Annotated in this window: 19 protein-coding genes; 11 read left to right on the forward strand and 8 right to left on the reverse strand. The window is 70.3% G+C overall.

From position 1 onward, the window contains the following. Positions 1-281: 281 nt before the first annotated feature. The gene (locus F8M74_RS34695; RefSeq protein WP_141258043.1) at positions 282-689 is read right to left on the reverse strand and encodes a response regulator; all 408 of its coding nucleotides are present in this window, start codon (positions 687-689) and stop codon (positions 282-284) included. A gap of 13 nt (positions 690-702) precedes the next feature. Further along, positions 703-1,152, reverse strand: coding sequence for a DMT family transporter (locus F8M74_RS34700; protein WP_171410508.1), 450 nt, complete (start codon positions 1,150-1,152; stop codon positions 703-705). Between the two features lie 105 nt (positions 1,153-1,257). Here F8M74_RS34700 and F8M74_RS34705 point away from each other — a divergent pair, with 105 nt between their 5' ends. Both F8M74_RS34705 and F8M74_RS34710 read left to right on the forward strand, forming a co-directional pair. Then, positions 1,258-2,637, forward strand: coding sequence for a DEAD/DEAH box helicase family protein (locus F8M74_RS34705; RefSeq protein ID WP_141258044.1), 1,380 nt, complete (start codon positions 1,258-1,260; stop codon positions 2,635-2,637). A 1-nt stretch (position 2,638) separates the two neighbouring features. Further along, positions 2,639-3,844: a DUF790 family protein gene (locus tag F8M74_RS34710; RefSeq protein ID WP_141258045.1), complete on the forward strand. Its 1,206-nt coding sequence runs from the start codon at positions 2,639-2,641 to the stop codon at positions 3,842-3,844. A gap of 29 nt (positions 3,845-3,873) precedes the next feature. Here the strand turns inward: F8M74_RS34710 and F8M74_RS34715 are convergent, their stop codons facing one another. Then, positions 3,874-4,239, reverse strand: a complete 366-nt coding sequence (locus F8M74_RS34715; protein WP_043710359.1) for a helix-turn-helix transcriptional regulator — start codon at positions 4,237-4,239, stop codon at positions 3,874-3,876. 140 nt (positions 4,240-4,379) lie between these two features. On the opposite strand from F8M74_RS34715, the gene F8M74_RS34720 reads away from it, so the two are divergent. Next, complete coding sequence (locus F8M74_RS34720) at positions 4,380-4,727, forward strand: response regulator (RefSeq protein ID WP_228559323.1); 348 nt, start codon at positions 4,380-4,382, stop codon at positions 4,725-4,727. Positions 4,728-4,757: 30 nt separating this feature from the next. After that, positions 4,758-5,588, forward strand: coding sequence for a metallophosphoesterase (locus F8M74_RS34725; protein WP_141258047.1), 831 nt, complete (start codon positions 4,758-4,760; stop codon positions 5,586-5,588). A gap of 83 nt (positions 5,589-5,671) precedes the next feature. On the opposite strand, the gene F8M74_RS34730 is transcribed toward F8M74_RS34725, so the two are convergent. Further along, on the reverse strand, positions 5,672-7,906 hold the full coding sequence (locus F8M74_RS34730) for a M4 family metallopeptidase (protein WP_141258048.1): 2,235 nt from the start codon (positions 7,904-7,906) through the stop codon (positions 5,672-5,674). 317 nt (positions 7,907-8,223) lie between these two features. Here F8M74_RS34730 and F8M74_RS34735 point away from each other — a divergent pair, with 317 nt between their 5' ends. Together F8M74_RS34735 and F8M74_RS34740 are read left to right on the forward strand one after the other, a co-directional pair. Then, positions 8,224-9,201 carry an NADPH:quinone oxidoreductase family protein gene (locus F8M74_RS34735; RefSeq protein ID WP_141258049.1) on the forward strand — a complete coding sequence of 326 codons (978 nt, stop codon included), beginning with the start codon at positions 8,224-8,226 and terminating at the stop codon, positions 9,199-9,201. Positions 9,202-9,346: 145 nt separating this feature from the next. Continuing rightward, entirely contained in the window at positions 9,347-9,652 is a 306-nt protein-coding gene (locus F8M74_RS34740; RefSeq protein WP_141258050.1) for a hypothetical protein, read from the forward strand. A gap of 22 nt (positions 9,653-9,674) precedes the next feature. Here F8M74_RS34740 and F8M74_RS34745 read toward each other — a convergent pair whose 3' ends face one another. Then, entirely contained in the window at positions 9,675-10,076 is a 402-nt protein-coding gene (locus F8M74_RS34745; RefSeq protein WP_141258051.1) for a hypothetical protein, read from the reverse strand. A gap of 175 nt (positions 10,077-10,251) precedes the next feature. On the opposite strand from F8M74_RS34745, the gene F8M74_RS34750 reads away from it, so the two are divergent. From F8M74_RS34750 to F8M74_RS34760, 3 genes are all read left to right on the forward strand, one after another. Next, positions 10,252-11,364 (forward strand): XdhC/CoxI family protein, encoded by a 1,113-nt coding sequence (locus tag F8M74_RS34750; protein ID WP_141258052.1) that lies wholly within the window; start codon positions 10,252-10,254, stop codon positions 11,362-11,364. Then, positions 11,361-11,945, forward strand: coding sequence for an NTP transferase domain-containing protein (locus F8M74_RS34755; protein ID WP_141258053.1), 585 nt, complete (start codon positions 11,361-11,363; stop codon positions 11,943-11,945). Before F8M74_RS34750 ends, F8M74_RS34755 begins: the two co-directional genes overlap by 4 nt. A gap of 136 nt (positions 11,946-12,081) precedes the next feature. After that, positions 12,082-12,648, forward strand: coding sequence for a hypothetical protein (locus F8M74_RS34760; protein ID WP_216620702.1), 567 nt, complete (start codon positions 12,082-12,084; stop codon positions 12,646-12,648). Positions 12,649-12,735: 87 nt separating this feature from the next. On the opposite strand, the gene F8M74_RS34765 is transcribed toward F8M74_RS34760, so the two are convergent. The 3 genes from F8M74_RS34765 to F8M74_RS34775 all read right to left on the reverse strand — a co-directional run bounded on the left by F8M74_RS34765 (position 12,736) and on the right by F8M74_RS34775 (position 18,536). Further along, positions 12,736-13,380 (reverse strand): HAD family hydrolase, encoded by a 645-nt coding sequence (locus tag F8M74_RS34765; RefSeq protein ID WP_141258055.1) that lies wholly within the window; start codon positions 13,378-13,380, stop codon positions 12,736-12,738. Positions 13,381-13,425: 45 nt separating this feature from the next. Beyond that, positions 13,426-15,159, reverse strand: coding sequence for a DUF6311 domain-containing protein (locus F8M74_RS34770; protein WP_228559325.1), 1,734 nt, complete (start codon positions 15,157-15,159; stop codon positions 13,426-13,428). Positions 15,160-15,248: 89 nt separating this feature from the next. Further along, a complete protein-coding gene (locus tag F8M74_RS34775) occupies positions 15,249-18,536 on the reverse strand; it encodes an adenylate/guanylate cyclase domain-containing protein (RefSeq protein ID WP_141258057.1) in 3,288 nt (1,095 codons plus the stop codon). A 299-nt stretch (positions 18,537-18,835) separates the two neighbouring features. Between F8M74_RS34775 and F8M74_RS34780 the strand changes: the two genes are divergently transcribed. Together F8M74_RS34780 and F8M74_RS34785 are read left to right on the forward strand one after the other, a co-directional pair. Beyond that, positions 18,836-19,759: a hypothetical protein gene (locus F8M74_RS34780; protein ID WP_228559327.1), complete on the forward strand. Its 924-nt coding sequence runs from the start codon at positions 18,836-18,838 to the stop codon at positions 19,757-19,759. Positions 19,760-19,853: 94 nt separating this feature from the next. Beyond that, positions 19,854-21,113, forward strand: coding sequence for a hypothetical protein (locus tag F8M74_RS34785; protein WP_141607741.1), 1,260 nt, complete (start codon positions 19,854-19,856; stop codon positions 21,111-21,113). Positions 21,114-21,149 lie beyond the last annotated feature (36 nt).

Below are 21,149 nucleotides of genomic sequence, written 5' to 3' on the forward strand. Positions count from 1 at the left end.
CCCCAGCTCCGTCCCCGCCCTTGCAACCCGCGACCCGCACCGGCGTCCCACACCCGCCAACCATCCCCATCCGCCGGCCCGCGTCGCACCGTGCCCAACGCCATAGCATCCGCCGTGCCGTGCCAGCCGGAGCACGGAACACGAATCATTTCAGCCACTTACAAGAACACGGAGCCAGGGGGCGGAAGCGGAGCCGGACGGCGGCCGGAAAAAACTACGTCCGCGGGCCGAACGGCCTGTCCCTGCGTACCGGTCCACCGTTGAAGCGACAACGAAGCCCTTCAGGCGCGCCCGATAGGTGGGCGCCACAGCCGGAGCAGGTCCTGGGCAAGCAGCTCGTGCATGGCCTGTTGAAGCGAGACGAGCATCTGATGGAGTGACTCGGCGGTGTCACCGTGAGCTTCGAGCACACGCTCGTGCCGCCCGTCGAAGACGCGCAGCCTGCCCGGGACGAGCGCGATGACGGGAAGCGTCGGGTGACGTTTGCGGAGCAATCCCAGGAAGAGCGGGTGGTCCTCATCCGGGCGGCGCACGTCCACCACCACCAGCGCGGGAGGCCGGGACGTCAGCGAGGCGAAGGCGTCGTCCGCATCCCCGGTGACGGAGATGGCCAGGTCTGGCGCTTCGAGGATACGGCGCAACAGCTCGCGCGAAGGCGCGTGAGGACTGACGATGAGGACCCGGCGCATCTTGCAGCTGAATCTAGCCCTTCCAGACGGCGATGGTGGCCCCGATGAAGGCGAGCCCGGAGCCCAGCACCCGGGGGAACGTCACGGGGCGGCCTTCCACCATCGCATCCCACACGAGGCTGGTGAGGAGCTGCGCCGCCATCAGCAGCAGGACGGACTGCACCGCCCCCAGGCGGCTCATGGCCAAGGGCATGCCCAGGACGATGATGACGCCGCACAGCCCCGGCAACAGGTGCCAGGGCGTGAAGCCACTCAAGCGGCCCTGGCCCGCCGCGGCCTCCGGCCAGAGCCCCGGCACCGTGCGCACGACGAAGTACACCGCGAAGGTGGCCACCGTCGCCACCACCATGTTCAGGAGCACGGCGCTCATCAGGCCCCACTGGCCCCCAAAGCGACGGTTGAGACCGGCCTGAGCCACGACCGCCAGGCCACACAGCATGGGAACGAGCGAGATGAAACGCATGCGGCGCGCTGGGTACCGTGAACAGCGCATACCTGCAAGCCTACCCTCCAGGCCTTCAATGAGACTGGCGAAACCCAGGATGACCGGCTAGGTCCCTACACGCCGATGCCGTCGCCCACCGAGCTCCACTTCGACTGCGGCACCCTGGTCGCGCCCACACTTCCGGAGGATGCCCGCCTGCGAGCCCTCTTCCAGAAGGACGGGCGCACCGGCGTCTACCGCGCGCCCGCGTGGCATTACCGCGAGGCGGTGCTGCGGCTGCGGGAACTGGGCATCCCCTACGAGGACAAGGCGAAGCGCTTCGAGCCGCTGGAGCTGCCGCTCACCTCGCCCATCCAACCCTTTCCACATCAGCAGCAGGCGCTGGAGGCGTGGACACGCGCGGGCGGACGTGGCCTGGTGGAGCTGCCCACGGGCGCGGGCAAGACGCTGCTGGCGGTGCTCGCCATCGCCCACGTGAAGCGGCCCACGCTGGTGGTGGTGCCCACGCTGGACCTGATGACGCAGTGGCAGGGCGTGCTGGCGCGCCACTTCTCCGTGCCAGTGGGCCTGCTGGGCGGCGGCGTGAATGACCGGCAGCCGCTGACGGTGACGACGTACGACTCCGCGGCGATGCAGACGGAGTTCCACGGCAACCGCTTCGGCCTGCTGGTGTGCGACGAGTGCCACCACCTGCCCGCGCCCAGCTACCGCTTCATCGCGGAGGGCTCGCTGGCGCCGTACCGGCTGGGCCTCACCGCGACGCTGGAGCGCGCCGATGGCGGCGAGCGCGTCTGCGAGGAGCTGTTGGGCCCCCGCGTGCACCGCTCGGACATCCGGGAGCTGCAGGGTGAATACCTGGCGCCCTATGAAGTGAAGCGAGTGGAAGTCCCGCTGACGCCCGACGAAAAGACGCGCTACGACACGGCGCGCGCGCTGTACCTGGGCTTCGTGCGCAGGCTGAGCGTGCCGCTCTCCGCGCCGGACGGGTGGGCGCGCTTCCTGGCGCAGAGCCAGCGCAGCGACGAGGGCCGCGCGGCGTACCGCGCCTACCGCGAGCAACGGCGGATTGCGCTCACGTCCAGCGGCAAGCAGGAGGTGCTGTGGCGCATCCTCCTGGAGCACCGGGACGACCGTGTCCTCGTGTTCACCGACGACAACGAGACGGTGTACACGCTGGCGCGCCGCTTCCTGCTACCCGCGCTGACGCACCACACGCCCGTGCCCGAGCGCAAGGCGTTGCTGGCGGCCTTCGCCTCCGGGGAACTGCCGGTGCTGCTGACCTCGCGCGTGCTGAATGAAGGCGTGGACGTGCCCGAGGCGCGCGTGGGCGTGGTGCTCAGCGGCAGCGCGAGCGTGCGCGAGCACGTGCAGCGGCTGGGGCGCATCCTGCGCAAACGGCCAGGGAAGCGCGCGCTGCTGTACGAGGTGTGCTCCGCGCAGACGGCGGAGAGCAGCATCAGCGAGCGGCGACGCCAGCACGGCGCCTATCAGGAGGGCGGCTGAGATGCTGACACGCGAGCTGCTCAACTTCCGCGTGCGCCAGGGCGTCCTGCGCCCCGTCTTCGTGAAGCGCGATGACACGGAGCTGCTGACCTTCGCCCAGGACCTGCTCGCGGAGGTAGCGGCGGCGCGCGGCGGCCAGCGCGACGACATCGAGGAGTCGCTGGGCTTGAAGGCCGGCGCCTTCACCAAACCCAAGGTGGCGCGCGGCCTGGTGAAGCTGGTGTTGGACCGGCTCCTCTTCGATGAGCCCGCGCCCGGCGTGACGGAAGCCCGTTGGGAGCGAATCAAGGCGGCGGGGCAGGTCCTGCGTGCGCTGCCTCCCGACGCCACGATGGAGGCCTTCGAGGCACGGCTGGCCCAGACGCTCCCCGTCCCCCTTCCCGAGGCCCGAGAGGCGCTGTACTCGGACCTGCCCGGCCACCGCCGGCTGGTGGGGTGGGACGGCGAGGCACTGGACGCCCAGGACCTGCTGGACCGCTACAACCTGGCGCTGGCGCAGGGCCCCCTGCTGTCCGCACGGCGCCTCCGCCTGCGAGCCCAGGCGCCGGACCTGCTGCGCGTGCGCAAGGTGCTCCGATGGCTCAAGTTCTGCCGCCTGGTGGCCGAGGTGTGGCGTGACGACGACAACTGGGCGCTCGACGTGGAGGGCCCCGGGGCCATGCTGGCGCTCCAGAAGAAGTACGGCCTGCAACTGGCGACCTTCCTGTCCGTGGTGCCGGTGCTGGAGCGTTGGGAGCTGACCGCCACCGTGGAACCTTCACGGCGGCAGGCCACGCTGATGCTCAGCCACAAGGACCCGCTGCGTTCACCCCTACCCGCCGCACTGGGTCACATTCCTCCAGAAGTGGCCTCCCTCGCGGAGGGCTTCGCGGATGACGCCTGGGAGCTGGACCTGACGCCCCTTCCCCGGCACGTGGGCGCCTCCGGACTGTGCGTGCCGGACCTCACCTTCCGCCACCGTGCATCCAAGAGCGAAGTCGCGCTGGAGCTCTTCCACGCATGGCATGCGGCGCCCCTGGCCCGGAGGCTGACGGAGCTGCGCTCGCGGCCGGACGCAGGCCTGCTGCTGGGCGTGGACCGGGCGCTGGCCAAGGAAGCCGTGGAGCGAGAGGCGCTGGAGGCCCACCCGCAGGTGGTGCTCTTCAACGGCTTCCCCTCCGCGCGCAAGCTGAGGGAGCGCCTGGCGAAACTGGAGCCCGGGCGGTGAGCGCTGCGCTCGCCCGCTGGGAATGTGCGTCAGCCGCGCGGCTTGAACTGCGCCGCGAGCACGCTGAGGATCCGAATGGACGTCCGGTCCAGTTGCCTGGCCCGGCGCATGAGCCGCCGCAGCTCCGCGGACTCGCCGTAGTCACTGGGCGGCTCGGCGGCCCACTTCACCTCCTGCACCGGCTTGAGGCCCAGCGCCTCGTCCGCGGAGATGGAGAGCACCGTGCACAACCTGCGGAACGTCTGGATGCTCGGCAGCATGTGGCCGCGCTCGAGCCGGCCATAGACTTCGCTCGCGATGCCAATGCGCTCCGCCACGTCGGCCTGGGTCAGGTTCAGGCGGGTCCGAGCAAGGCGAGCCGCTCCGCCAAGGCGGGATGCGAGAGTCTTTTCCATGGGTCGTTAACCTAGCGGGTCCACACATGTCGATATGACTTGAGAGGTTGGCATCCAAGAACTTCCTGAGTAGTCTTGTAGGTAGGCAACCTCGTGCGTTTGGCCAACCACACAGGTCTCACCCTGCTGGCGCGAAGAACATGCTGACCTTCTTGTTCGTGGACGAAGACCCACGTTCACTCGCCGCGCTGCGGCGTCTCGTGAGGGATTTACCCGGCGGCAAGCGCTTCGCCCGTTGCATGGAGGAGGCCCTCGCGCTCGTGAAGGAAGAGGCGCCGTCCGTGGTGGTGACGGGCGATCTGCTCCCGGACGGAGACGGGCTGGGGCTGCTGGAGCAGGTGCGTGCGAGCCACCCCCGCACCGCATGCGCGCTGCATGCGGTGATGCCACCCCTGGCTCGGGACATCACCTGGATGGACCGCGCCGCGCCGCCATCGGAGGTACATGCCCTGCTGCGGATGCTGGGCATCGGTGCAGCATCGATATGAAGCCCGCGTTAAGGTGCCCCTCGACGCGCCATGAAGCTCTACGCCATCAGCGACCTGCACTTGCGCCACAACGACAACCGCCTGGCGCTCCAGGCGCTTCCGGCCCATCCGGAGGACTGGCTCATCGTCGCGGGGGACGTGGGCGAGACGCTGGCGGAGATGGAGCTCATGCTGAGCACCCTCACCCAGCGCTTCCGCCAGGTCATCTGGGTGCCCGGCAACCATGAGCTGTGGACCATGCCGTCGGAGCAGCCGCAGCTGAAGGGTGAGGCGCGCTACCAGCGGCTGGTGAGCCTGTGCCGCAGCTACGGCGCCCTCACGCCGGAGGACCCCTACCCTCGCTGGCCCGGCCCTGGCCCCGAGCGCGTCATCGTCCCCATGTTCCTGGGCTACGACTACACGTTCCGCCCGGACCATGTGCCCGCGGACAAGGCGCTGGAGTGGGCCTGGGAGGATGACCTGCTGTGCACCGACGAGGTGCTGCTGCACCCCGAGCCCCACGCCAGCCGCGCCGCCTGGTGCGCCGCGCGCGTCGAAGCCACGCGGGCCCGGCTGGACGCCCTGCCCCCGGGCTGCGCCACCGTCCTCATCAACCACTACCCGCTGCGCTACGAGCACGTGCGGCTGCCGCGCATCCCCCGCTTCTCCATCTGGTGCGGGACGAAGCAGACGGAGGACTGGCACACCCGCTACCGCGCGGAGGTCGTCGTCTCCGGCCACCTCCACATGCCCGCGACGCTGTGGCGTGACGGCGTGCGCTTCGAAGAGGTGTCGCTGGGCTACCCCGTGCAGTGGAAGTACCGGGGCGTGCACGCGTGGGACAACTGCCTGCGCGTCATCCTCCCCGGCCCCACGCCGTAGAAAACGAGAAGCCCCGGGCGCCGCGTGAAGCGGAGCACCCGGGGCCTCATCGGCGCGGGCAAAGGCCGCGCCGTCACTTCAGACTACTTGGGCAGCGGCTCGAGGAAGGAGCCGATGAGGACGATGCCCTCGAAGCCATCCTTCGCGCCGTAGACCTCGATGTAGTAGCGGCCGGCCGGAGCGTTGATGAGGTTGCACTTCTCCGACTGGTGGTCCTTCACGCTGCGGCAATCGTAGTCCGCGTGCGTCGGGGCGCCACCGCGCTTGACGTAGAGGTCGGGGTTGCCCTTGCCCTCGCCCGTCTGGATGTAGATGTTGTTCTTCCCCTGGCCCGGGCGACGCTCCGGAACGTCGAGGATGAACACCTGCGAGGAGCCCGCCGCGCCCGAGAGGTTCTCCACGGCGATGCCGCTCTCGATGGGGACGTAGCCACCCTCCCAGGTCACGGTCAGCGTGGCGTCGGAGTACGCACGGTAGCCGTTCAGCATCGCGTACCACTTGCCGTGCTGCGGAGCAGCGAAGGTGCAGACCTCGTTGTTGCCACCGGCGAACGGGCGGCAATCGTACAGCGCGGTGGTGGGCGCGCTGTTGTAGCGGACGTACAGGTCCGCGTCACCCGTGCCACCCGACAGGGTGAACCGCAGGTTGTAGGCACCTTCCGGGACCGTGACCTCGAAGTACTTCTTCTCGTTGGCGCCACCCGACACGACGACCGGCGTGTCCTTGACGATGGGGTCCGTCGGCGGAGGCGGAACCGGGACGCTGACGCCAACGGCCTTCCACGCGTTCGACACCGACTCGATGGTGGCGGCGTCGTAGCCGAGCTGCGCCGCGGCCTGCTCCGAGATGGTCTTCGCGGCCTCGAAGTTGGACGTCGGCACCATCAACGTGTTGGCCTTGTAGAAGATCTGCGCGGCCTTCTCGATGCCGATGCCCGCCACCACGATGGTGCTCTTGCCGCGCGGGTGCGTGCCACCCTGCGACAGGAGGTAGAACGCCAGGTTGGAGATGCCGGAGCTGTAGTGCACGCCGGTACCGGGCACGTAGTTGTGGTAGTGGTCGAGCGAGTCGCCATCCAGCGCCGGGTCATTCATGTAGCGCAGGGCGTCGTTCGGGATGGACGGGGTCCACACGTCGTCGCCAATCAGCCAGTGACGCGGGGAGACCTCGTCCGCGCCGTCGCCGTACCACTCGCACACCGCGCCGAACACGTCGGACATCGACTCGTTCAGGCCGCCGGACTCACCCGAGTAGATGAGGTCCGACTCGTTGTCCGTCACGGCGTGGGTCAGCTCGTGCGCCGTCACGTCCAGCGAGTTGGCCAGGTTGGTGGCCGTCACGCCGTCGCCATCGCCGTACACCATCTGGGTACCGTCCCAGAAGGCGTTCACGTAGTTGACGCGGTGGTGCACGGTGCTGATGAGCGTACCGCCCACGTTGTCGATGGAGTCACGGCCGAACAGGGTGTTGTAGCAGTCGTAGACGGTGCCCAGGTGGTCGTAGTTGGTGTTGACCACGGGGTCCGCCACCGGCACCGCGCCCTCGATGCGCACGACCGCGCCCGGCAGGGTGCTGGTGTTGTTGCCGTTGTGGAGGCGGCGGTCGAGGGACTCCTTGATCTGCGGGATGCGCAACATCACATCGGCGTTGCGCGCGTCCACCAGGACCCAGTCGCGAACAGGGGTGCCGTCCGCCTTGTTGCCGTGCTGGACGACCTTGTACATCAGGCGCAGCTCGTCATCGATGCGCCAGTACACCAGCTCCGGGTTCTTGTCGGTGACCCAGCCCTTGAGCGTCTCGCGGTCGGAGTCCACCGCGGACGTGGCAATCTCACCCGCGATGGTCGCCTTCAGTTCGGCGCGCAGGTCGCTGCGGACGTTGGTGTTCGCCGCGAACACCTTGCCGTTGCGCGCGTGCAGGATCAGCTCGCCGCCCAGCACCGGGAGGTTGTTGTGCATCACGGCATAGCGGTAGTGGCTGTCACCCTGCTTGTCCGTGTGCGCCTTCTTGAAGACCAGGTTGCCCGGCTCCAGGCGGAACGTCGGCGCCACGGCGTCGACGACCGGGGCCAGCGCGGACGCGTTGAGCGCCTTGGGACCAGCGGCCGGAATATCCGGCAGGGCAATCGACAGACCGGTGACGAACTGCGCCACCTTCTGGTCGTCCGTCAGGACAACCTTCGCGCCATTCTCCAGCGTCGCCGCCTTCGCGGCATCCGTAGGCTTGTCGGCCTCGGGGGCAGGGGTGGACTCGTTGCAACCGACAACGACAGACAGCGCCGCGATACCGAGCGCTCCGCGAACTCTCTTCTGCACCATGTAATCCTCCTAAGCGGAAAGATTAGGAGGCACGATGACACAGGGATGACGCGTATTTCAAGGTTGCGCGATTATTTCAGTTATTATCCTCTTATTAGATTTCAGGTCATTTACGATTATTCCTTTAGTTTCACGGACTTGTGAGGTCCACTGCCAGTACGAGCGACCTGCCACGTGACGTGACAGGTCGTCCAGGCAGGCCTCGGTTTTCCACAGGTCGTGTGAACTCCGTGCCGAACTCCGGGTCCGCCCGCGCGCGTGCGGCAACACTGGCATCGACGTGGCTGGCCATTACGCTTCCTGTCCGGGAGGCAACGATGCGCGCATTGCAGCTACAGCGGCTGGACGGCCCTGACGGGCTCCAACTGGTGGACGTGCCCGAGCCCGAGGCGGGGGACTCGGTGCTCATCGACGTGGTGGCGGCCGGGGTGAGCTTTCCGGACCTGCTGCTCACCCGGGGGCAGTACCAACTCAAGCCCGCCCTGCCCTTCATTCCGGGCGTGGAGGTGGCGGGCGTGGTGCGGCAAGCACCCGCGGGCGCGGCGGTGAAGCCCGGGCAGCGGGTGATGGCCTTCAGCTTCGGGTTGGGCGGCTTCGCCGAGGTGGCCGCGATTCAGCCGGAGATGGTGTTCCCCATCCCCGCGGACTGGAGCTTCGAGGCGGCCGCGGGCGTGGTGATGAACTACCACACGGCGCACTTCGCGCTGCACCGGCGAGGCCGGCTCAAGGCGGAGGAGAGCGTCGTGGTCCATGGCGCCGCGGGAGGCGTGGGCACGGCGGCGGTGCAGGTGGCGCGCGGCGCGAAGGCACGCGTCATCGCCGTGGTGAGCGACGAGCGCAAGGCGGACGTCGCCCGGCGGGCCGGCGCGCATGAGGTGCTGCTGTCGACCGGAGATTGGGTCGCGCAGGTGCGGGAGAAGACGGGCGGCCTGGGTGCCAACGTGGTGGTGGACCCGGTGGGCGGCGACATCTTCGACAAGAGCCTCAAGTGCCTGGCGCCCGAAGGCCGGCTGCTGGTGGTGGGCTTCGCGAGCGGGCGCATCCCCGAGGTCCAGGTGAACCGGCTCCTGCTGCGCAACATCGACGTGGTCGGCGTGGCCTGGGGCGGCTTCCTCCTGCACGAGCCATCCCTGACGCCCACCATCGCCAAGGACCTGGAGGCCATGGCGGACCGTGGTGTGCTCACGCCCGTCGTGGGCCCGGTGTTCCCGCTGGAGCAGGGCGCGCAGGCCCTGCGTGAGCTCGACGCCCGGCGCGCCACGGGCAAGGTGGTGCTGCGCATGCGCGAAGGCTGACATGACCTGGAGGCACCGGCGCGAGAGTGCTCGCGCCCGGTGCCCGTTGATTGACCGCCGGGCATGCGGCCTGCCGCGTGTGGCCATGCCCGGCGCTGCCGACTTCGCGGGTGGACACCACCTTGGTGAAGGAGGTGACGGCACCATGGCGGATGACCTTTTGGAGCGGCAGCACCAGCGCGAGCGGGAACAGGAGCGCAAGCGGCTGCGCGAGGAGGAGCAGAAGGACCTGGACGTGGAGTCCCACCGGGGACCGCGTCCCCTGGAAGGCTACGCGGGGGGCCACACCACGTGGACGGGCCAGCAGGATGATGACTCCGCCCGCCGTGTCCACGCAGGCGATGCCCAAGCCTCCTGGGAAGCCAGCGAACGACAGGCGCGACTGGAGCCGGAACCCGAGCCCGCCCGCCGTGAGGACGAACCGCCGCCGGGTGGCGAGCGCCCCCGGTGAAGCGCGGCCCACAACGCGTGGGTCAACGAAGCTCGGGCACCTCACGCTCCAGCGTCTCCGCCGCGCGTGCATCCTTGGGCAGGCCGAAGCGCTGGCGCGAGCACGCCAGCAACTGCCCCGCGTAGACGGTGTCCTCGAGCGCCTCCTGGAAGCGGCCCAGCCGCGCCAGCGTGCGTGCCCGCTCGTCCACCAGCCGGGCCAGGATGCGGGCCTGCTCCGCGTGTGAGAACAGGCGGACCACGGAGCGCGCGTCGAAGCACACCAGTGTGTCGAACTCCATGCCCAGCGTGGCCGTGCAGGCTTCGCGGATGTGCAGGAGGCTCGTGTCCAGGGCCGCCTCCGCCCGTGCCCGGGCGATGTCCGGAGCCAGGCGGCCGAGCTCACGCACGGCATTCAGGGTGAAGGCGTAACGCAGGACGGGCATGCGGATGGGAACTACACCCCAGCCGCGAGGATTCATCCAGTCGCCGCGTGTGTCGAGTGTCGCCCCCAGACCCGCCCCGGGGTCTCCCGCGAAAGAACGTCACTGGCCGGGATGGAATGGCGCCGACTACAGTTTCTCGTCGCGTTCCAGTCACCCCCACCAAGGACGACGAGACATGAAGGACCTGGACGCCATCCTCCGCGCGCGGGCGCAAGCTCGCGGCTCCCTGGTCCTGGCCACGGTGGTCGAGGTATCGGGCTCCGCCTACCGGCGGCCGGGTGCGCGGATGTTGATGAGCGAGGACGGATGGCTCGCGGGCGGCATCAGCGGCGGCTGCCTGGAGGCCGACGTCGTCCGCAAGGCCTTCTTCTGGACCACCACCGGGCCCCGCCTGCTGCGCTACGACTCCACCAGCGACACCGCGGAGGATGAAGGTGCCTTCTCCTTCGCGCTGGGCTGCAACGGCGTGGTGGACGTGCTGCTGGAGCGCTGGGAGGCGGGCGCGGGCGCGGCCCTCACCTTCGCCGCCGAGGCGCGGGAAGCGGGGCGCCGGGCGGTGGTGGCGACGGTGTACCGGGGCCCCGCGAACGCCGTGGGTTCCCGGTTGAGGCTCCGCGATGACGGCACCGAAGCGGGCCAGCTGTCCGGCGCACTGGGAGACGCCGTGCGCGAAGCCGCACGCGAGGCGCTGGAGGCGGGCCGGACGTGGAGTGGCCCCTGCGGCGGCGCGGACGTGCTGGTGGAAGTCGTGGAGCCGCCCCATCCCCTGGTGCTCTTTGGCAGCGGCTTCGACGTGGCCCCGGTGGTGAACCAAGCCGCGGCCCTGGGCTGGCATGTCACGGTGGTGGCGGACCGGCCCGCGCAGGCCCTGCGGCGCCGCTTTCCCCAGGCCCATGCGGTGGTGTCGGCGAAGGCCCCGGACGCGCCCAGTGCGGTGCCCCTGTCGCCCCGTACGCTGGTCGTGCTGATGACACACAGTCTGCCGCAGGACCGCGAGCTGCTGGCGCGGCTACTCCCGCGGCCCCTGCGCTATCTGGGCGTGTTGGGTCCTCGCTCGCGCACGGACCGATTGCTCGCGGAGCTGCCCTCCCCGCCCACCGACGCGCACCTGGAGAAGCTGCACGCGCCCGTGGGCCTGGACCTGGGCGCGGAAGGCGCGGAGGAAATCGCCCTGTCCATCATCGCCGAGCTTCAAGCGGTGGTCGCCGGACGCGAGGGCGGCAAGCTTCGCGAGCGGCGCGCGCCCATCCACACCGCCGCGCCCCCGCCGGTGCGGAGGCTCGCATGACGGTGGGCGTGGTGCTGCTGGCCGCGGGCGGCTCCTCGCGGCTGGGCCACCCCAAGCAGTTGGTGCGATACCAGGGCTCGACGCTGGTTCGGCGCGCCGCCGAGGCCGCGGCCTCCTTGCGGTGCGGCCCCGTGGTGGTGGTGCTGGGCGCGTCGCGGGATGCGGTCGCAGCGGAGCTCACGGGCCTCGCCGTGCGCACCGTGGACCATGCGGACTGGGCCGCGGGCCCTGGAGGCTCACTGCGCGCGGGGCTCGGTGCGCTGCGGGAGACGGAGCCCCCCGCGCTGAACGCCGTGCTCGTGTTGCTGTGCGACCAGCTTCGCGTGGATGCCGCACACTTGCGGACGCTGCTGGATACCTTTGAACGGACTCGCGCGTCCGTGGTGGCCTCCGCCTACGAGGACACTCGAGGCGTGCCCGCCCTCTTCGCGCGTGACGTCTTCCCGGAGCTGGATGCGCTGAGCCCGGGCCAGGGCGCGCGCGGGGTGATTGCGCGCGTGCCCTCGCGCGTGGTGGACGTCCCGCTGCCGGGTGGTGGCGACGACGTGGACACGCCCGAGGATGTCTCGCGGCTGACGTGAACTGAGGCTGCATCCGTCGTACCGCGAATACGCGCATCGGCCCCGAGGCTGGCCCTCTGGTACGTCAGTGCGTATTGCCACCGCCACGCACCACTCCCCACCTTCTGCGCGCAGGACTTTCAGCAATGGGGGGCTCATGTCCAAATTCAGGTTCCCGGCGGCGCTGGCCGCCTCGGCGGTGATGTGTTTCTCGTTCGGCTGCGCCAGAAACGCCAAGACATCCCATGGCGGGATGCCACCCACGGCGCAGCAGATGCCACAACAGAACGAAGGCCTGCCGCCCAACGCGCAGGCGGAGATGAAGCGGGACTGCCCCATGGACGTGTCCGGCGCGCAGGCGCGCGCGGAGGACATCCCGGAGGGCGTGGCCCTCATCATCGTCACGCCCGAAACCGACAAGGTCGCGGACATCCAGCAGCGCAGCCGGAGGATGATGCAGTTCCAGCAGCAGCACGGCACGGGCGGCAGCGGCATGGCCCAGCCACCGGGCGTCGACTACGACGAGATGGGCGGCCGCGAGGAGCCGGGCTCCGCGGGCGCGCCGTCGGTGCCGTCCATCGCCAGCGTGCATGACTCACCGGAGGGCGTCGTCATCGTCTACACCGCCGTCGACCCGGCCCGGCAGGACAAGCTGAGCTCCGAAATCCACCGGAACGCGAAGTACCTGGCCACGGGCAAGTGCCCGGGGATGGCGGCGGACTGAGCGCGACCTGAGGCCAGCGCCCGAGGTCCTGCCCCCCGTCATCCAGGTGGGCCGTGCGCTGGCTTCATCCCCCGAAGACGCCCGCTGTCACGCCAGTGGCGGCAGGTGCGTCAGGAGCCGCTGCAGGTCCGGCTGAAGCTCGTCCGGCGAGGCACTCGCGAGCACGTCCACCGGATGCGTGCCCCAGGTGACGGCGTAGGTCCGCAGCCCCGCGGCCTGCCCCGCGCGCAAGTCCAGCGCGGTATCCCCCACCATCCACAGCCCGCCCGTGCCCAGTGCCGCCAGCGCGTGGTGGATGACGTCGGGCGCGGGCTTGTGCGGAAAGCCATCCGTGCCCTGGACGTGGTGGAGCAACGGGCCCAGGCCCATGGCGTCCACGAACTTGCGCGCCATGTCGGGGCGCTTGGTGGTGGCCACCGCCAGCAGGTAGCCCCGCTCGCGCAGCGCGCGCAGCACCTCCACCACGCCCGGATAGGGCCGCGAGCGCCGGTGGAAGTTGAGCGGGTAGTGCTCACGGTAGGCCACGCACAACGCGGGGACGTGGTCCGGCGCGAACTGGTTGTACATCCAGTCCAGCGGATGGCCGATGAGCGCACGCACCTGCTCGTAGGTCGGCGCCGGAAGCCCCAGGTGCCCGAAGGCGTGGAGGAAGCTGTCGATGATGTCCGGCAGCGAGTCCACCAGCGTGCCGTCGAGGTCGAAGAGGATGCCGCGAGAAGAGGAAGCGCTCACGCACCTTCCATACCCCCTCTCGAGCCCCCTGTCCTCCCTCCGGACTCAGGGCGAGGCGTGCTCCAGCGGAGCAGCGGGCGCCTGCTCCAGGACGCACATCCACAGTCGCTCCTCCTGCACACAGCGCGTACCGCGAATGGCGCGGAACTCATGGAGCCGCTGCGGAATGGAGAGGTAGATGGTCTCCGGGTCGAGCTTGCCCGCCCGGATATCGTCGTCGAGCCCCAGGCAGTAGGGCTGCGCGCGCGCGTCATCCAGTCGCGCGACGTAGCCGCTGTTGAAGGTGAGCCCCAGCAGATAGGCGCGATAGGCCCAGCGGTGGAAGTCCATGGGCCCGGCGCGGCAGCCCCGCCCGGAGCCGTCATGCATCTGCGGCGGGTAGAGCACCAGGTGCTTGCGTCCCACGGCGGCCTCGCGCAGCGCCTCGGACGGCTGTGTGTTCCAGGCCGGCCCTTCCTTCGCTTGATGGCCCCGCCCCAGATTCACATCGAAGGACTGCAGCACCAGCGCCAGGGCCAGCAGCGACGGCGCCACCGTGGGCCGAGGCAGGCGGATGAGCGCGAGCGCGGAGCCCAGCGCCAGCAGGTAGTACAGCGGCCACACGAAGCGGCCGGAGGAACGGAAGGGCTCCACCCACCGCATCACCGGCGCGTAGAGGCCCGTCAGGTCCGCGATGAGTTCGCCTTGCAGGGTGATGCGCGAGGACAGCGCGAAGAAGCCCAGGCCCAGCGCCACCAGCCCCACCGGCACCAGCCTGCGCCACTGCCGCGCGACGAGCGGCGCGTCCCGCACGAGCAGGATGAGCGCGGCCCAGAGCGCGAAGAGCACGCCCAGCCCCAGGTAGCCGAAGCCTTCGTACTGGGCGCCCTGCCTCGGCAGCGAACCCAGGAAGCGCGACCAGGAGTCCCGGTAGCCCATCGGATTGACGAACGTCAGGAGGTCCGCGGAGAACCCACCGAAGGCGCCGGCGCCCAGGGTGCGGACCGTGCCGAGATAGCCCAGCACGTAGAACAGCACCAGCACCACGCCCACGTTCACCACGGCGCCCAGCAGGGGCCACCGCCAGGGCAGCCTCCGCTCCAGCGCGGTCCGCATGCACAGCGCCAGCGCGAGCGGCAGCACCATGGCGGTAATCACGGGGTGCACGCCCGCGGCGAACACGCACAACGCCAGCGCGATGCCCAGCGCCTGCTTCGCCTCGCGCGCGTCCCGCTGCGGAATCAGGTTCAGCCCCACCAGCAACACGATGGCCCAGTGCGCGCACAGCGCTTCGTGCGCCATGCTCATGCGCGCCAGCAGCGTGGGCGACAGCACGAGCAGCGCGCCCACCAGCCACTGCTGCGGCACCGTCGCGCCCATCCGCCGTGCCACCCACGCGGACGAGGCGCCCTGCAGCATCAGGCACATGCACATCCACGGACCGATGTACTGGAAGTCGGCGGGCAGCAGGCTGGAGAACGGCCGCAGCAGCAGCGCCACCCAGGGGATGGCGTCCATGTAGCCGAGCGTCGTCCCGAGCGGATGCAGGTAGCCGTCGATGGCGCCCAGCGGGAAGCGGAGCGGCTCGTTGCGGAAGAACAGCCAGCCCAGCAGGTGCTGGCTGAAGTCGTCACGGATGAGCCAGGCCAGGCGGGTGGGATTCAGCGCCGCCGGACCGTAGATGGCCAGGAACGCCAACAGCCCCACCCCGGCGGCCCCCAGCGGGCCCGCGTTCGCCACGACGAACGATGCAACTGTGTCCAGGATGCGCCGCAGCCGCTCGGGCAGGGCGGGCCTCACGGACGGCACTCACGCGAGGCGACGGAGACGAAGGTGACGCGCGCTTCGGGCATGGAAGCGCCGCTTGAAGCACAGCCGTTTCAGGGGCGTCAAGCGGCCCCGGCGCAGACAGGGGCGCCCCTGCCCTCCACCTCCAGGGCCTCCACGTCCTCGGGCTCCGAGGTGAGCCGCCACAAGGATTCCTCCAGAAAGCCCAGCGCGCCACGCAGGTCCGACGAGGCGGCCTCTGGCGGGGCGCTCCGGGCCCGCGCGATGCGCCGGCGCACCGACTCGAAAGCCCGCTGCGCCCGCGCGACGTCGTCCCGGGCCGCCCGTGCCTCCGCCAGGTCCACCGCCGCGCGAAGCAGCGCGGCCAGTTCGCGCAGCACCGGGTCATCCCGCAGCTCCGGCGCGCCCTCCAGCACGACGAAGCTCGCCTCCGCCGCCGCTGCGTCTCCCACGCACGCCTCCACCACGGCCCGGTACACCGCGAAGCGCAGCACCTGCCCGCGCGACACGCGCCCCAGGCCGGACACCGCCTCCGACAGTCGGGCCCAGGCTTCGCTCCACGCCCCCAGGGCCAGCTCCGCGCGCCCCAACTCGCCCAGCGCGGTGCCCTCCAGCAGCCGCTGCCCCAACTGCCGGCCAATGCGCACCGCGGCAAGCAGGTGCTCGCGCGCCTCCTGCGGGCGCCCTTCCTCCAGCAGGTAGCAGCCCAGGTTGAGGCGGGCCAGCGCATGCCCCGCCCGGTCTCCCACACTGGCCGAGCGCGCCATCGCATCCTCCAGCAGGTTCATCGCCTCGCGCGTGCGCCCCATCTCCCCGATGGCCACCGCGCAGTTGGAGAGGAAGCCCACCTCGAACGTCACGTCGCCCACGCCGTGGAAGAGCGCCTGCGCCGCGCGCAGGTGGGGAATGGCCGCCTCCGCGCCGCAGCGGGCCTGCTCCACCAGCCCCAGGTTGCCCACGGTGTAGGCGTCCAACCAGCGGTCGCCCTCCGACGACAACAGCCGCGCCTCGCGCACCAGCGCCCAGGCCCGGGACAGCTCCCCTTCGTGACGGGCCACAATCGACAGGTCCACCAGCACGCGCTTCTCGCCCGCCACCGCGCCCAGCGTCCGCAGTGATGCGCGTGCGCACTCCAAATCCCTGCGGGCCGACACCACGTCGCCCGCCTCCAGGAACACGCGGCCACGCACCGCCACGGCCTCGGCCACCAGCCTGGGCGCGCCCATCACCCGGTCCGTCAACGCCAGCGCCGCGTCCAACCGTTCGAGCAATAGGCGCACCGGGCCCCGCGTCACCACCTCCGGCTCCAGCGCCACCAACGCCTCCAGCGCCCGCTCCACCGAGCGTGACGTCGCGGGCGCCACGGCCAGGGCATTGTCACACGCCGCCAGGAGGTTCTCCCGCTCCAGCGCCAGCCGCTGCAAGGCCTCCGCGCCGCCCTGGCTGCGCACCTGCGCGCGCAGGCCGTGGGCCAGCGACAGGTACCAATCCGCGTGCCGCTCCGCCAACGCGGCCGCATTGCCCACGCCCTCTTCGGCCAGCCGGGCCGCGGCGTACTGACGGATGCTCTCATACTGGCCCAGCCGGGAGTCACCGCCGGGCAGCTCCGCCTCCAGCACGCGCAAGAGCGACTTGGCGCGCAGCGACTGGAGCACGTCCAGCACGGCGGGCCCGTCCGGGGGCAGCCCCAGCACCGCTTCGGCCGCCTCCAGCGTGAAGCCACCACGGAACACCGAGCAGCGCGCCAGCGCGGCCCGCTCCTCCGGTTCCAGCAGGTTCCAGGACCAGTCGATGGCTCCTCGCAGCGTCGCCTGCCGCGCGCGGCCGTCACGCCGTCCCGTGCGCAGGAGTTCGAAGCGACGCGTGAGCCGCTCCCGAAGCTGGCTCACGCTCAACAGCGCCATGCGCGCGGCGGCCAGCTCGATGGCCAGGGCGATTCCATCCAGCTGCCGCACGATGTCCGCGACCATCGGCGCCTCGCCGGCCGTCAGCTCGAAGTAGCCTCGAGCTTCACGCGCCCGCTGCGCGAACAGGCGCACCGCGTCCGACCGGACCAGTTCCTCCAGCCGGGACTCGCCTTCCTCCGGCACCGAGAGCGGCGCCAGGTCCAGCAGTCGCTCACCGGGAAGGCCCAGTGCCTCGCGCGACGTCGCCAGGAAGCGCGCGCGAGGCGCCAGTTGGAGCCAGCGCCCCAACGTGGCGGGCAGGTGCTGCACGGCCTGCTCCAGGTTGTCGAGGATGAGCAGCACGTCACCGCAGTCGTTCAGCGCGCGCCCCAGCCGCTCCGCCGGCTCGGTCGGGTCGCCGTCCGCGCGTAGGGGGATTCCCAGCGCATGGCCCACCGACAGGCAGAGCGCCTCCGCTGTCTGGGCCTCGGCCAGCTCACACAGCCACACCCCGCCCTCCCATTCCCCCGACTCCAACTCCAGCGCACCAAAGGACGTGGCCAGCCGGGTCTTGCCCATGCCACCCGGCCCCAGCAGCGTGACGAGCCGCGCGCCATCCGCGAGCCAGCGGCGGAGCAGCCCGAGTTCGATGCCTCGCCCCACCAGTCCCTCTTGGAGCACGGGCACGTTCCCCTGTCGCTCTCTCGGCGCACGTGGCACTCCGAAGCGCCGCTCCGACAGGTGCGCGGGCAGCACCTCCACCAGGGCCACGGCATCATCGATGCCCTTCAATCGGAACGCGCCCAGGGGACGCACCGCGGGCCGGCCCAGCGGCTCCAACACCTGCGCGGCCTGCGCCCAGGCGCCGCCACTCACCAGGACCTGACCTCCATGGCCCGCGGCCGCCACGCGCGCCGCCACGTTCACCATGCGGCCCAGGTAGTCCGTCCGTCCGGAGCGCACGTCCACGCGGCACTCCGGCTCGCCCACGTGCACGCCCATGCGGACCCGCAGGCCCCGGAACAACAGGCCTCCGGGCCCCACCTCTTCGGCGGCCTCGGGCTGGGAGAGGATGTCCACCGGCCAGGGCGCGCGCAGCAGCACGTCCTGCGCCTCCAGGCACCACGTCAGCGCCTCCACCACCGAGGGGAACGCAATCATGAAGGAGTCCCCCTGCGTCTTCACCTCGTAGCCGGTGCTGCCGACCAGCAGGGAACGCAGGACGCGGTCATGCACCTCCAGTGCGTCACGCATGCCCGCGCCACAACGCTCCCACAGCCGCGTGGAGCCCTGCACGTCGGTGAAGACCAGCGCCACTGAGCCCTCGGGAGGCGCCGCGGAGGCCGGCTGGGATTCCTGGCCGGGCAGTGCCCTCAGCATGCCCGCCGCGGAGCCTGCCAGCCTTCTGGAGGACACATCACCCATCGCACGCTCCTGCGATGCCAGTTCCCGATGAAGAGATGACACCACGCGGAACGAACACCGCCCATGCGTGACGGACACATGCTCCGGGCCTCAACACAGACAGCATCCGGCACGAGACGCTCGCGCGCGAACGCGTCCACAACGCCACGGCCCCCTCGTCCCGAGAGGCACCGCCGGTGTGAACCCCGTGCCCACCTCCAGCACGCCTCGACTGTCCGCGACTGCAAACATTGCCCGTGGGTACGGGTTGCCCGCATGCATCCCCGGTGCAAATTTTCGCGCCGGCCACCCTTCACCATGCCCGCACTCCTCGGGGTGGCCCCACCCGGACACTTGCACCGCGAGCCGTCCGGCGACCTGGACCCACTGGGGAGTCGATGAAAAAGACACTGTTTCCGAAGACGTTCCCGATGCTCGCCCTGACGATGCTTGGCATTGCTGGCTGCGAGCCTCTGCCGCCAGACGCCGCGTCCCCGACCGGCGCGCTGACGCAGCCACAGGAGTCGTTCAACGGGCTGTCCTTCAATGGCCTGTCATTCAACGGACTGTCCTTCAATGGCCTGTCATTCAACGGGCTGTCCTTCAATGGCCTGTCGTCGGAAGCCTTCAACACCTGGTTCCAGACCAATCCCTCACTGGCCGACATGGCGATGCGCTACGTGGTCCGCTGCGCCGTACCCGCGGGGCAGACGCGCACCTACACAGAGCCCGCGATGGTGCAGTCGTACACGTGGGAAGGCGGCCTGGGGCTGGCGCCGGACTGGGCCAGCGGAAGCCCGGCCACGCTGGCCGAACAGCAGGTCGTCTCCGCGTGCCTGGCGGCCCACGCCAACCGGATGGGAGAGGAGCTGCTCATCTCCATCCTCGGCCTGGACGGCGCAGGCGCCGTCATTCCCTACACGGCGCAGGAGCTCGCCACGCATTCCCGGCAGGAGTCGTGTTTCTTCGGCAACCTCTTCAACTCCGAAGGCATCCACGTGGGCGCGGAGCGCGCTCCGCTGAGCCCCCAGGAGAGCACCTCGCGCGCCTGCGCGGGCCTGCTCCACGATGGCACGGAGACGCTCGTGCCCTGCGCCCCCATGGTGTACGTGGGCGCCTGCACGTCCCACTGCGCGCTGGACTCGAGCGGCCTCTACTACGAGACGTGCACGCTCGGCGGTGTCACCTACCGCCCCATCACCACGCGGCTGTCCCCCACGAATGTGAATGTGTGTGGAGACAGCGTATGTCAGGCCACGGAGCAGTGTGGCACCTCCAACCGGTACGACAGTTGCGCACAGGATTGCGGCCCCTGCCCGTGAGGTGAGCCGCGCGAGCGTCTGCTGTTAGACGTTTGACGCGTGCGCGTGGAGGAATGGATTGGAAGGCGCATGGGCGTGGCTACCTCCCTCTCTCATGCACCTCACCCCATCCCGCCCCATCCCCCTGGGCCTGCCCCGCGCGCTGCTCGTCGCGAGCGTGCTGCTGGCCTCGACGTCCCACGCCCAGACCACGCCGCTGGAGGACAACAACCGCATCACCGCGGGCTACATCGAACTGGCCTATGAAGTCGGCGGGCTGCTGGACCCCACCCTCACCCCGGGTGGCACCAGCGCCGTGCGGCCCAACTGGTTCGTCTTCGCGCCGCATGCCTCTCGCACCGGCGGCGAAGGCCTTCTCGGCGCGTCACTGGCCCGGAGCGTCATCCGCGCCGCCCGCGGCCAGCCGTCCCTGTCGCTTCAGCAGGCACTGGGGCGCGTGGGCCTCACGGGCCCCCTGCATCTGTCCGTCCAGAAACTGGGCCTGCAACTGGTGCTGTCGGGCCTGCCCTTCGACGTGGCGGCGTCGCTCGCCTCGCTCACCACGGCGGTCAATGGCGCGGCCCTGCTGGACCCTCGCACGTTGCTCACCACCACGGCGCGCTTCGCCGCGCTCTACGCGAGCGCGCCAGGCGTGCTCCCGCTCGACAAGGCGGAGCGCATCGTGGACACGCTGGAGCGCACGCTGAACGAGAGCAACCTCGCCATCTTCACGGACATTGGCGGCTCGGGGCGCCTCTACATGGACTGGCGCGCGGGGGCCGGCGTGGTGACGCCCGAGCGCGTGCTCACGGAGTTCACGCTGGTGGACGCGGTGCCCACCCAGTCCCGTCAGGCCTATGACTACGCGCTCGCGCACGCCTTCGACACGCCGCGCCCGTTCGAGTTCGACACCCTCTTCCCCGGAATGCACTGGAAGAGCCTGCTGGTGGCGGCCTTCGCGCTGTACGAAGAGGCCCGCCTGGCGCCCACGCCGGCCGCGCGCGACGCGCTGATCGCCATGGGAAACAACTACATCGCCTGGCGTGAGCAGCACGACATGGCCCAGCCTGTCTTCTCCCCCGCCGTCCAGCGCCCGGACGAGGTCTCGCGCGTCGAACTGCTGCGCGCCATCACCCCGCTGCTGTCCACGGACTTCGGGACGATGACGTGGACGTACGCGGACTTCGCCTACAGCCAGCCGGACCGCGATGGCAACCCGCTCACCTCGCCGCCCACTGAGTACAACTGGGCCCTCTTCTGGGACCGTTGGACGGGCATTCTCTTCGCATTCGACGCGGCCTATCTTCAGCCCACGGCGCTCTGGGTCATGCCTGAACCCCTGGTGGACCCCACGGCGGCAGCGAACGGAGGCTGAGCGCGCATGGGCGAGTCGGGGCGGCCTGGGGGGGGC

The organism is Myxococcus sp. CA023 (assembly GCF_010998615.1).
Classification (GTDB): Bacteria; Myxococcota; Myxococcia; order Myxococcales; family Myxococcaceae; genus Myxococcus.